11 protein-coding genes are annotated in these 12,337 nt (G+C 65.3%); 4 read left to right on the top strand and 7 right to left on the bottom strand.

Translation table 11 applies throughout. The annotated features are described in order from the left end of the window. Positions 1-8: 8 nt before the first annotated feature. Positions 9-1,313, bottom strand: coding sequence for a type III glutamate--ammonia ligase (gene glnT / locus JOF57_RS27440; protein WP_209922396.1), 1,305 nt, complete (start codon positions 1,311-1,313; stop codon positions 9-11). A gap of 133 nt (positions 1,314-1,446) precedes the next feature. Continuing rightward, positions 1,447-2,700: an ammonium transporter gene (locus JOF57_RS27445; RefSeq protein WP_209922397.1), complete on the bottom strand. Its 1,254-nt coding sequence runs from the start codon at positions 2,698-2,700 to the stop codon at positions 1,447-1,449. Positions 2,701-2,888: 188 nt separating this feature from the next. Here JOF57_RS27445 and JOF57_RS27450 point away from each other — a divergent pair, with 188 nt between their 5' ends. From JOF57_RS27450 to JOF57_RS27460, 3 genes are read left to right on the top strand one after another with little or no spacing between them, the layout of a single operon-like run. Continuing rightward, positions 2,889-4,196, top strand: coding sequence for a cytosine permease (locus JOF57_RS27450; protein WP_209922399.1), 1,308 nt, complete (start codon positions 2,889-2,891; stop codon positions 4,194-4,196). After that, on the top strand, positions 4,193-4,879 hold the full coding sequence (gene biuH / locus JOF57_RS27455; RefSeq protein ID WP_234938265.1) for a biuret amidohydrolase: 687 nt from the start codon (positions 4,193-4,195) through the stop codon (positions 4,877-4,879). Before JOF57_RS27450 ends, biuH begins: the two co-directional genes overlap by 4 nt. Further along, positions 4,876-5,598 carry a GntR family transcriptional regulator gene (locus JOF57_RS27460; RefSeq protein ID WP_209922401.1) on the top strand — a complete coding sequence of 241 codons (723 nt, stop codon included), beginning with the start codon at positions 4,876-4,878 and terminating at the stop codon, positions 5,596-5,598. Before biuH ends, JOF57_RS27460 begins: the two co-directional genes overlap by 4 nt. A 116-nt stretch (positions 5,599-5,714) precedes the next feature. On the opposite strand, the gene JOF57_RS27465 is transcribed toward JOF57_RS27460, so the two are convergent. Genes JOF57_RS27465 through JOF57_RS27480 form a run of 4 tightly spaced genes read right to left on the bottom strand, consistent with a single transcriptional unit; the run spans position 5,715 to position 9,850 of the window. Continuing rightward, on the bottom strand, positions 5,715-6,932 hold the full coding sequence (locus tag JOF57_RS27465) for a glycosyltransferase (protein WP_209923786.1): 1,218 nt from the start codon (positions 6,930-6,932) through the stop codon (positions 5,715-5,717). 30 nt (positions 6,933-6,962) lie between these two features. Next, entirely contained in the window at positions 6,963-8,156 is a 1,194-nt protein-coding gene (locus tag JOF57_RS27470) for a glycosyltransferase family 4 protein (RefSeq protein ID WP_209922402.1), read from the bottom strand. Beyond that, positions 8,153-8,356: a hypothetical protein gene (locus JOF57_RS27475; protein WP_209922404.1), complete on the bottom strand. Its 204-nt coding sequence runs from the start codon at positions 8,354-8,356 to the stop codon at positions 8,153-8,155. The genes JOF57_RS27470 and JOF57_RS27475 overlap by 4 nt, the downstream gene beginning before the upstream one ends. Positions 8,357-8,392: 36 nt before the next feature. After that, positions 8,393-9,850, bottom strand: a complete 1,458-nt coding sequence (locus tag JOF57_RS27480; protein WP_307870113.1) for a lipopolysaccharide biosynthesis protein — start codon at positions 9,848-9,850, stop codon at positions 8,393-8,395. A 211-nt stretch (positions 9,851-10,061) separates the two neighbouring features. Here JOF57_RS27480 and JOF57_RS27485 point away from each other — a divergent pair, with 211 nt between their 5' ends. Then, a complete protein-coding gene (locus JOF57_RS27485; RefSeq protein WP_209922405.1) occupies positions 10,062-11,321 on the top strand; it encodes a glycosyltransferase family 4 protein in 1,260 nt (419 codons plus the stop codon). Between the two features lie 50 nt (positions 11,322-11,371). Here JOF57_RS27485 and JOF57_RS27490 read toward each other — a convergent pair whose 3' ends face one another. Further along, positions 11,372-12,301, bottom strand: a complete 930-nt coding sequence (locus JOF57_RS27490; RefSeq protein WP_209922406.1) for a UTP--glucose-1-phosphate uridylyltransferase — start codon at positions 12,299-12,301, stop codon at positions 11,372-11,374. Positions 12,302-12,337 lie beyond the last annotated feature (36 nt).

Consider the following 12,337-nt stretch of genomic DNA (forward strand, 5'->3'; position numbering starts at 1 on the left):
TCTCCCTTCTAGAAGGCCGTCAGGTATTGGTCGATTTCCCACGGCGTGACGGTGCCGTGGTAGGCGAAGAACTCCTCGCGTTTGACGTCGGCGAAGTAGGAGGCGACGCCGTCGCCCGCGACGTCGAGCACGCCGGTGACGATCGGATCGGTCTCCAGCGATTCGATCGCGTGCAGCAGGGTGGGTGGCAGTGCCGCCGGTCCCTGGGCACCCACTGCTCCCGGATCGAGGCTGCGTTTGATGCCGTCGAGTCCGGCGCCCAGTGCCGCGGCGATTGCCAGATACGGATTGGCCGAGCCGTCGCCGCCGCGCAACTCGATGCGTTGACTGTCGGGCACCCGGATGTAGTGGGTGCGGTCGTTGCCGCCGTAGCTGGGTTTGCGCGGGGCCCAGGAGGCGCCCGATGCGGTCGAGGTGGCGCCGGTTCGCTTGTAGGAGTTGACCGTTGGGGCGACGACGGACTGCAGTGCGCAGGCGTGGTCGAGGATACCGCCGATGAACGCGTACGCCGTCTCGGACAGGCCCAGGCCCCGCTCGTCGGCGTCGGCGGGGAAGACCGGCGTCCCGGCGCTGGTCAGCGACATGTGTAGGTGCAGGCCGCTACCGGTGCGGTCGGCGAACGGCTTGGGCATGAAGGTGGCCACCATGTCGCGCTCGGCCGCGATCATCGACAACAGGTAGCGCAGGGTGATCACCCGGTCGGCGGTGGTCAGCGCGTCGGAGAACTCGAAGTTCTGCTCGAACTGCCCGTTGCCGTCCTCGTGGTCGTTGGCGTAGTTGGACCAGCCCAGGGTGTTCATCGCGGTGGAGATCGCGGTGAGGTGCTCATACATTCGGGTGACACCGCGCGCGTCGTAACAGGGTTGGGCTGCCGTGTCCGCCGCGTCGGCCGTGGCCAGGGCGCCATCGGCGGTGCGGCGCAGCAGGAAGTACTCGACCTCGGCACCCACCCAGGGTTCGAACCCCGCGTCGGCGGCGCGCTGGACCAAGCCCTTGAGGATGACCCGCGGCGCGTACGGCCACGGTGTGCCCTCGACGTGGGGGTCGCAATGCACAAGGGCCAGGCCCTCTTTGATGAACGGGATCGGGGTGAACGAGGCGGGATCGGGAATGGCGACCAGGTCGGGGTCTTTGGGTTCCTGGCCCATGGCGCCGACGGCATAGCCGGCGAAGCCGACGCCGTCGGTGGCCAGCGGCTCGACTGACTCGACGGGAACCAGTTTGGCACAGGGCTTTCCGCGCAGGTCCACGAACAGCGCGAGGATGAATCTGGTGCCGGATTGTTCGGCGAGGGCGGCGAGATCGGAGGGCATAGCACCGGCACTTTCGTCTCGTGTTATGAATCATTGTATCGCAGTAGGAAACTTTGGTAGGCCGAGGAAACCCCGGTCACCGGCTGCCGTGAGAGCGGTCCACGGCAGCCGGGCCGGGGAATCTTACTGACTGTCAGGCGAATTCGAGCTCGTAGGCCGAATCCCGGTGGAACGTGGAGTCGATACCCTTCTCTTCCTCCTCGGGGGAGATGCGGATGCCGATGGTCTTCTTGAGCACGAACGCGATGGCGAATGCGACCGCGAACGAATAGGCCATCACCGCACCGGCAGCGATCGCCTGCTTCCACAGCTGGTCGAATCCACCGCCGTAGAACAGGCCGTTGGTGGCGTTGGGCATGCCTTCGCTGGCGAAAAAGCCGATCAGCAGGGTGCCGACGACGCCACCGACGAGATGTACGCCGACCACGTCGAGCGAGTCGTCATAGCCCAGCTTCTCCTTGAAGCCGACGGCGTAGACGCAGATCGCCCCGGCGATGGCACCCACGAAGATCGCGCCGATCGGGGTGACCGCACCGCAGGCCGGGGTGATGGCCACCAGGCCGGTGATCGCTCCCGAGGCGGCACCCACGCCGGTGACATGGCCGTCCTTGAGCTTCTCGACGCCGATCCAGGCCAGGGTGGCCGCGCAGGTGGCGACGAAGGTGGTCACCATCACGATGGCCGCGGAATTGCCTGCGGCCAGGGCGGATCCGCCGTTGAAGGCATACCAGCCGGCCCACAGCATGCCCGCGCCGAGCAGGGTCAGTGGAACGTTGTGCGGCTTGCGCAGCCGGCCGAGCATGGCCGACTTGCCGAGAACTATGGCCACGGCCAGGGCGGCCGCGCCGGCGTTGATGTGCACCGCGGTGCCGCCGGCGAAGTCGATGGCGTGCAGCTTGTTGGCGATCCAGCCGCCGACCGAGTTCTCGGTGACGACACCGTCGAAGGCGAACACCCAGTGTGCGACCGGGAAGTACACCAGGACCGCCCAGGCGGCGGCGAAGACCATCCAGGCGCCGAACTTCATCCGGTCGGCGACCGCGCCCGAGATCAGCGCCACGGTGATGGCCGCGAACAGGGCCTGGAAGACGGAGAACAAGCTGACCGGAAGCCCGGCGACCGTGGTCATCGGTTCCACGAGGTCCTTCATGCCGGCGAATTCGGTGAAGCTGCCGACGAATCCGCCGTAGGACGTACCGAAGACCATCGAGAATCCGAACAGCACCCACAGCACGCCCACCAGGGCCACGGCGCCGAACGTCATCATCATCATGTTGGTCGAGCTCTTCACTGAGACCATGCCGCCGTAGAACAGGGCAAGACCCGGAATCATCAGCGTGAGGCCGATGATGCAACACAGCATGAACGCCGTGGTTCCTGTATCCATCAACATCTCCTGGGGGTGGCGGCCCGGATGGGCCGATCACTGGGAGTTGACGACGTTTCTGTTACGTGGACTCGCTCGTTGTGTTGCGCCGACGTAAAGGTCGGCGCCGGATGGCGGTGAGCACCCCGTTACGGAACGTTCACCGATAGAAACGCCGGAGAAATTCGTATACCGGACCGTATACAGCCATGAATACAGCGCACGCCGAACATCATTCGGCCCTTGGTGAGGAGTACGAAAACCAGCCCGTCCCGGTGTCCGCCCGCAAGTCGCTGTTCGCGGTGTCGGCGGTGTGGGTCGGGTTCCCGATGATCATGACGTCGGCGGTGTTCGCCGGCATCGTCGTCTACAACCTCGGCTTCGTCACCGGGATGGCGGCGATCCTCGTCGGCGACCTCATCCTGATGGGCTACGTGGGCACGCTCAGCTACCTCGCCGGCCGCTCCGGCAAGAACTTCGCGCTGACGGCGGCGGACACCTTCGGGACCAGGGGATTCCGCATCGTGTCGGCGTTCCTGTCCGCGCTGGTGATCGGCTGGTTCGCCTTCCAGACCGGCATGGTGGGCTCGACGCTCAACCTGTCCATGGAGTGGAGTGCACCGTGGATCACCCTGCTTGCCGGGGTGTTGTTCGTGGCGCTGACCTTCGTCGGGATCCGCGCGATCTCGTGGATCGGGGTGGTGGCATCCGTCCTGTTCATCCCGCTCGGTGTGGTCGCGGTGGTCTTGGCGGCGGCCGATGACGGAATCGGATCGGCACTGTCCTACGGCGGCGGCGCCGGGGCGGGTGCGTTCAGCTTCGGTGTCGCGGTGACGATGGTCTTCGCGTGCTTCGCCGACTCGGGGACCATGACCGCCGACTTCACCCGGTGGGCCCGCAACGGCAGAGAAGGCGCGTTGGCGGCGTTCGCCGCATTCCCGTTCGCCTACCTCATCGCTCAGCTGGCCGGCGCTTTCGTGGTGGCCCTCGGTGCCTCGGCGGCACCCGGTACGGCAGGCGGTGACTTCCTGCACGTGCTGGTCGGTGGCGGCGGCATTCTGGTGCCGCTGGCGATCGTGTTCGTGTTCGTCAATCTCGGCAGCGTGTGTGCGCACTGTCTCTACAACGGGGCGGTCGGGTTCGGCAACATCACCGGAAAGACCATGCGCCAGTTGACGATCGTGCTCGGTGTCATCGGAACCGTCGCCGCCGTCGCCGGGATCTGGTCCTACTTCGCGACGTGGCTCAACATCCTCGGGGTACTGGTGCCCCCGATCGGCATTGTGCTGATCCTCGACCAGCTGGTGTTCGCCCACCGCCGGGCCACCGCGGCGGTGGCCTGGAAGCCGTTCGCGGCGTGGGCAATCGGCGCCGGGGGAGCGTTGCTGGCCCACTTCTATGCCCCGCAACTGTCCGACGCGGTGGTGGCGATGGTGATCGGCGGCCTTGCCTTCACCGCACTCACCTACCTGCCGGTCCGCGCCGCGCAGCCGGTCCTGGCCGGAGAGACCGCATGATCACGATCACAGCCGAGCCCTACGTCTGGCCGTATGACGGTGACATACCCACCAGGCGGACGGCGTTGATCAACATCGACTGGCAGGTCGACTTCTGCGGTGAGGGCGGATACGTCGACACGATGGGCTATGAGCTGTCGCTGGTGCGTACCCCGCTCGGTCCTGCGCAAGAAGTGCTCGCCGCCGCCCGCGCGGCCGGGCTGTTCATCGTCCACACCCGCGAGGGCCATCGACCCGACCTGTCGGACCTGCCGGCCAACAAGCGGTGGCGGTCGGCCCAGATCGGTGCTGAGATCGGCTCAACCGGACCGTGCGGTCGCATCCTCACCCGAGGCGAGCCGGGTTGGCAATTGGTACCCGAGATGGCGGCTCTGCCAGGTGAACCCGTGATCGACAAGCCGGGTAAGGGCAGCTTCTACGCGACCGATCTGGAACTGGTGCTGCGCAGCCACGGCATCACGCACCTCATCTTCACGGGCATCACCACCGACGTCTGTGTGCACACCACGATGCGGGATGCCAACGACCGCGGATACGAATGCCTGGTGGTCTCGGATGCCACCGGTGCCACCGATTACGCCAATCACGTTGCGGCGCTGAACATGATCACCATGCAGGGCGGAGTGTTCGGGGCGCACGCCACCAGCTCCGATGTGGTGGCCGCGCTCAAGGAGCTGCAATGACCACGGCCCGGGTCACCGAACCGGTCTCGCTACGCGACCGCGTCTACCTCGATCTCGGCAAGAAGCTCATGGTCGGCGAGATCGACCATCGCACCCGGCTCGTCGAGTCCCAGCTGTGCGAGACGCTCAACGTGAGCCGGACCCCGCTGCGCGAGGCCCTGGTCCGGCTGCACGCGGACGGCATGCTCGAACGCAGGCCCGACGGGTACTACCCGGTCGCGTTGGACATCCCGGGCGTTCGCGACCTCTACGAGTTGCGCATCACCGTCGAACTGCGCGGCGTCGCCAGGATCCTGGAGACCGATGAGCTGCACTACGACAAGGACCGGCTCGCGGCGTTGCGCGCAGAGTGGCTGGCACTGAAGGCCGATCCGCCCCCGTCGGACGGCGACATGGTGCTGCGCGATGAATCGTTCCACGTCGAACTGTGCGCGGCGTCGGGGAACAACGCGATGGTCGCCACGCTCGACAACGTCAATCGGCGCATCCGGCTGATCCGTATGTATGACTTCGTCACCGAGGAGCGCGTGACCGCCACCATCGACGAGCACCTCCAGATCGTCGACCTGCTGCTCGATGACCAGCTGGAGGACGGACGCAAGGCCCTGCACGAGCACGTCGGGGCGAGTTTCGAGGTCGTCGAGCGGCGTGCCTTGCGGGCCTTGAGCGCCCGAGCGCTCGGCCGGTCGGTCACCTCGCTCGAGGCGCTCTGGGCGTGAGCTACTTCCCGTCCACCCCGGGCAGGGCCCGCGGTCGCACGCCCATTGTCGGCGGGAGCTCGGTGTCTCAAAGTCGTTGTTCAGCAAACAGCTTGGCGCAACAATCACCGGACACGTCAAGATGAGAAGGCCCCGTGGAACAGTGCTCGCAGTGCGGCAACGCTTACGGTGATGTCGAATTCCCGCTCGATCAGGTCGCGTCCCGTGCGGGCGTAATCGTCGAGTGCCGGGCCCGAGGAGATCAGTTGTTCCAATATGTCACGTAGGCTCTGCGCGTCAGCCGGGGCGGCCAACAGGCCGGTTCGTCCCGGTATCACCAATTCCGGGATGCCCGACAAACTCGTTGATACGGTCGGTATCCCGCTGGCCAGCGCCTCCATCAGGGCGACCGGGAGACCTTCCATCTGTCCGTCGGCGGCAACGATGCTCGGCAGCACGAAGAGATCCGCCTCGGCTAGAGCTTGCTTGACCACTGTCTCGGACTGACCGCCGTGAAATCGGACCCGCCCACCCAGTCCGAGTTCCGTTGCCAGATTCTGTAATTCATCTCTGAGCGGTCCGTTGCCGATGAGGTCCAGGTCGATCCGGTCGACGCCGGGGCCGCCGAGGGCCAACGCGCGCAGAAGCACCTCATGCCCTTTGTACTCCTGCAGCGAGGCGACACACAGGGCGCGGATCGGTCCGTCGTCAGGAATTCTCCTGGGACGGAAAGGATATGCTGCGGTATTGATTCCGGCGTGGATCACATGGACGGGTGTTGAGGTATAGCACTCCAGAAGCTGCCGGTTGTACTCCGATACCGTGACGATGAACTCCGCGCCGTCGAGTTTGCAGCTCAGCATCGACTGGTCCACGTAGAGGTCGTGCGCGTGAATGGTGGCGCTGTAGGTCACGCCGGCCAATCGCGAGCAGATCCACGCGGCCAATGCGGGATACGTGGCGTAGTGGGCGTGAATGTGCCGGTTGCCGGCCGACGAATGGAGGTCGCGTGCGTGTGCGGCGGCGATCGGTACGGTGACCAGGGCGCGCAGTAGCAGGCCAGGACGGGCAGCGTAACCGCGCACCACCTCGGCGAGGATCGACAACGTGATCATCGGGTGCCGGATCAGCGCCCACAGCAGTCCGGCGACACTCGCACCGGCACCCGGCCGCACCAACTTGTCCACCCATGGCCGGGCAATATCGTGGACCTGTGGGTCCGGTGACGGAAACAGCGACCGCAGCCCGATCTCACGTCCGTCGGCTGTCGACACCGAATCGAGTTCCCTGACGATGAAGGTTTCTGAAGTGACGGGGAACCTGGACACCAGATAGTCGATCTGCTTGCCGCTCACCGTACCGCCATCCCGTCGCGTCGCCATGGCTCACTTCTCCGGATTGACCCGTTTGGTAGCAACCGTCACCGCATCACTGATGGAAGCCGCTGCCACGCTCCAGGAGCGTTGTACAGCAGTATGTCCCGCGTCTCCGAGTCTCGCGGCCAGCTCCGGATCCTGCAGCAGTCGGAGTATCGCGTCGGCCAACTTCGGGGCGTCGTTCGGCGGTACCAGCAGCCCCGTGACGCCATCTTCGATGGCGGCCGGTAGATCGCCGACGGTGGTGCCGACGACCGGGCGACCGAACGTGTAGGCCAGGTGTGCCACTCCGCTGGCGCTGGCGCGGATATACGGCGTGACCACGACGCGGGCGGATTCGATGAGCCCGGGGACCTCGTCCAGTGCGCAGTAGCCCGGCCGGGCCTCGACTCCGTTGGCGGCGGCGCGGACGAGCAGGTCTGTGGCGTCCACATCGGCACTGATAGCACCCGCAACGATCAGGCGTGCGGTGGGCATTTCGGCCTTGACCAGTGCGAAGGCGTCGATCAAAACGTCGATGCCCTTGTAGGTGGTCCACGTGCCGAAAAACAGGGCGACGGGTTCGGTGTGGGTGACCGGTGCCGGTGGGCGGCCGCGATGCATGGCACCGGAGTCACCGTGTGGGATGACGACGATGTCGCAGTTGGGCTGCCAGTGGTCGAGCACGATCTGCCGGGTTTGCGGCCCCAACACGAACACGACGTCCATCTCTCGCCACGCGGCCGCGAAGGAGGCCTGCAAGAGCCGGCCTTCCTTGGGCTTGCTGGTGTCCTTGGCGTCGGATCGGGGCAGCGGCTCATGGGCGATGATGCCGAACACCGTGCGCGGTACCAGCTTGCAGATCCCGACGACGAACCACGGCTCAAAGGTGAAGCGCCACTGCGAGAACAGTACGGCGCGCGGCGGATGGCGGCGGAGTTGAGAGGCCAATACCAGCCAGGCGAGCAGCAACTGGCCGGCGCGTTTGCCGCGGCGCAGCAGATACGTGGCGTAACTGCCTTCGGGATTGTCGTTGGGATGCCAGGTGGGCAGTACCGGCCGGATAGCGAATCCAGCTTCTTCGGAGGTGATTTCGGGGTCCGGGCCGGTCCACAGTTCAACCTCCTCCCCGCGGTCCGCCAGGGCGCTGCCGAGTTGCGCGGCAAACTGGAAGAGGCCGCCCGACGGGGAGAACTCAACCAGGACTGTGCGATTGTCGGTCATGCCGTGGCTCCGACGGGTTCTGGCGAGGAAGCACGGGTGGGCGGCTGTGCGACGAGTCCTTCGTTGACGGGCGTCTTCATCCGGTCGGTGTAGTAGGGCACCTCGACGCCGAAGGCCCCGGGGCCGAATCCGAAGGCCAGCGCCCAGGACATCGGGAGAATCTGGGCCAGCCCGCCGAAAGTCTGGGCCCCGCCGGCCATGATCAGCTGGGTTCAGCCATGGACGCCTTGGGCTGCTCATGTTCGCCGTCTTCCCGCCAACCGGCCGGCGACCGGCCGTGCCAACTGTGGTGCCGTGACGCACAGCGCCGCTGCGTAGATCACCATGCCCAGCGGAATCAGGATTGCGAGCTGGACCGGTGCCGGCCAGTGGGCAACAAGAAGGCTGACACCAAACAGGATGGCGGCCATGGGGATTGCTGCTGCCACCGGTTGTCCGACCACGGAGAAGATCTGCGTCCACCGCAACGGAATGATCCGACGGACCACCGTCATCCGGATGGCGAAATGAATCAACTCCACACTGAGAAGGGCTACCGCCACCAAGGTTGCGCTGTGGCCCGCCGCCCACCAGATCGGGCCGATCAGCAGAACGAGCTTGGCCGCGTTGATCGCGGTGAGCAGCCCGGGCCGGCCTGACGCTTTGAACACGTCGCCGGCGTGGTACGAGGCCGAATAGACCGCGGTGTACAAAGCCAGCACCACCAAGATGTTCTTGGCGTCGTCGTACTGCGTGCCGTACAGGGTGTGCAGCAGGGGGCCGGCGACCACCGCCAGGCCGACGCCGGCCGGCACGGTCAGCGCCAGGACGATGCCCAATGCCTTCCGGTACTGCGATGACATGGCCTCGCGATCGCCCTGTAGGCGGGACATCGAACTGAACAGAACGTCGCTGATGACGCTGCACAAATTGAGCACGACGAGTTCGGGCACCCGGTACGCCAGGGTGTACAGGCCGAGTTCGGTGGTGCCGAGCCGGGTTCCGACGGCCAGATAGTCGACGTTGTAGATCGCGTAGGCGAGCAGGGTCACGCCGGTGACCGGGATGCCGAACCGCAGCAGCGCCTTGGCTTCGTCGAGTTGGAACCGCGGCCACATGAAAGTCGGCGCGACCCACCAGTACATGATCGCGGTGATCAGTACGCCGGCGAGTTGGCCGTAGACCAGGCTCCACACCCCGTGCCCGGTCGCGGCGAGCCAAATCGTGAGTGCCGTCTTGACCACCGCGCCGACGAACTCGGGCAACAGTCGGCGCTGGAAGTTCAGGTCACGGCGCAGCCGGGACAACGGCACGACACTGAAGGCCGAGATCATCAACGCGATCGCCAGGACCCGGATCAGCGGCACGAGGTCCGGCTGGTGCAGCAGTCCGGCTGTGATGCCGGCGGTTGCTGCCAGCACTGCTCCGGCGATCACACCGAACGCGATGGACAGGGTCAATCCGGTTGGGGCGATGCGATTCCAGGGCCGATGACTTTGGATCAGCGACTCCGCAACGCCGAGATCCTTGACGTAATCGAACAAGTTGACCAGCAACAACGCCAAGGCGAAGATGCCGAATTCGGCTGGGGTGAGCAGACGCGCGACCACGACCGTCATCAAGAGCGTGGAACTCTTGCTTATGGCAAAGACGGAGTAGTTCCAGACCGTCTGCTTGCCGAGATTCGGCGATTTGACCGGCGGGGGGTGTTTCACCACCGAATCGCTCCTGTCGACCTTTGCTGCAATTGCGTTGATGCTTGAGTCTGGCCAATGGCGGCTTGCTGCCGGCACGCGGCGTCAGTGTAAGCCAGCGGAATTGAGCGCCGCGGAAACCATGGCGTCAGTACGTGATCGTGGGTTCAGTTGTGATGCAATTGCGGACTGAGAATGGGCGGGCGACTGAATAAATCGAGGCAGGTGTGCGGTGTCCGTGGCATTGGTGAGCGCGGTTGATCCATATCCCACCGATGCCGGCAAGAAAGTGGTGCTGGCCGGTTTTCTGGAGTACTTCCGCGAGCGGCTGGGCCCGGAACATGTGCATTACCTACTGGTCGGTGGCCGGCCTCAACCGGAGTTCCCGGTCACGTATCACCCACTGCCCAAGCCGGGTCGGAAAGCGACGCTGGCTGCGGTGGCCGGACGTATACCGACCGGGCGGGCGTCCCTGCAGGAATCCTTGTTGTACTCGCCAGAAGTCGGAAGCGCGGTACACACGATGTTGAAGCGCATCGGTCCGGACCTGGAGATCTACGACACCATTCGGATGGCGCAATACGCTGACCAGGCCCATGCCGATAGGCAGCTGTGCTACCTCGACGATCTGTTCTCGGAGCGTTACGCCGCCATGCTCGACGCGGCGGATCGCTATCCCGATGTGACGATGCGGCCGCTGGGCAATTTCGCCGAACACGTGCCCAGCCGGTTGCGGCCACTGGCCGACGCCAAGCTTCCACAACGGGCGCTCCTCCGCATGGAGGCCGCCCTGGTCCGGCGTAGCGAGGACCGTGCGGCATTGCGATTCCGGCGGAACCTGCTGGTCAATGCCGGGGAGGCCGCCAGGTTGACCGCACGGGTCGCAGATCGTGGATCGGCGGACGTAATGGCGGTACCTCCCCTCGTCACGCCGCCGCCGTTCCGCCCGCGCACGTACGGCGGAGCTCCTGATTTCGTCTTCGTCGGATTGCTGTCGTTGCCGCACAACGAGGATGGCGTGCGTTCGTTGCTGACCGATGTGTGGCCGCTGGTCTTGACGCGGATGCCGAACGCCAGGCTGCGCATCATCGGGCGAGACTGCGGCCCGGAACTGGCCGAGGTGGTGGGGCGGTTCGGTGGTTCGGTCAGCCTGGAGGGCTACGTCGACGATCTCACCGAGGTGCTGGGATCAGCGGCAGGGTTGATCAACCACCTGCGATTCGGGTCGGGGATCAAGCTGAAAGTGATCGAGGCGTTGGGCCGGGGGTTACCCGTGGTCTCGACGAGTGTGGGGGCCGACGGATTCGCCGCTGGTGGCGAGCACGGCGTTTTGATCGCCGATCAGGCTGCACAATTCGTCGAGGCGATGGCTGAGTTGACTGATCCCGGACGCAACCGTGAGATATCTGACGGTGCCCGTGCGCAATTCGATACCACCTTCGCCAAGGACGCCGTGTTCAGTTGTTATGACAAGGCTTTCGCGTTGCGCTGATCGCGGCCGGAGTGGCTGTTGCGGCGGTTATCGGGTTGGCCGGCGTGGTGCTATGGAGAAGGCGCCGTACCGCCTGAGTTCGGGCCGTCGAGCTGAGTCGCCAGATCCCGTAGCGCAGGGCCGTATTCGGGATGGGACAGGGCGAAGGCGAACTGTGCGATCAAGTAGTCGGCCGGATTGCCGGTGTCATACCAGTGTCCCTGGATGACCTGGCCGTAGACGGCGTGGCCGTTGGCGTAGGCGTTGATGGCGTCGGTCAGGTAGATCTCGCCCGATTGGTCGCCCTCGTGCCAGCGCTTCGTCTGTTCGCTCAGCTCGTCGACGACGCCCGGGGTGATGACGTAACCGCCGATGGCGGCGTATGCCGAAGGAGCCTCCGCGGGCCGGGGCTTCTCGATGATCCCGGTGATCCGCAGAAGCCCGTCGGCCAGATCCTCTTTCACGACGGGTACGCCGTAGCGGTACGACTGCTCGGGAGCCATCGGCATCAAGGCCAGCACCGGGGACGACGTCTGCTCATAGGCCCGGATCAACTGCTGGGCACGGGGAACCTCGGCAACGAAAACGTCGTCGGGCCAGAGCACCAGCACCGGCTCGTCGCCGAACGGGCGTGAGGCATTGAGCACCGGGGTGCCGTTGCCGTACGGGCCGTGCTGGTGGAGGTAGGTGATGTGGCCGCGGGCAGACAACTCACCGACCTCCTCGACCGCGTCGGCATACGCATCCTTGCCGTCGGCGCGGAGCTGGTCGACCAGTGTCGTGTTCGGGCGAAAGTGCTCTTCGATCAAGGTTTTTCCACCGGAGACAACGATGGTGATGTCGGTGATGCCGGAGTTGACCAACTCACGGACCGTATGTTCGATGACCGGCTTGTCGCCGACCGGCAGCATCTCTTTCGGGATCGCCTTGGTCAGCGGTAGCAGGCGCGAACCGATACCGGCGGCGGGGATGACGGCTTTGCGGATGGCCTGTCGTGACATTTGTCCCCGCTTCCCGGATCTCGAAGGTTTCCTAGT

Origin of the sequence: Mycolicibacterium lutetiense (assembly GCF_017876775.1) — a bacterium.
GTDB classification, from domain to species: domain Bacteria; phylum Actinomycetota; class Actinomycetes; order Mycobacteriales; family Mycobacteriaceae; genus Mycobacterium; species Mycobacterium lutetiense.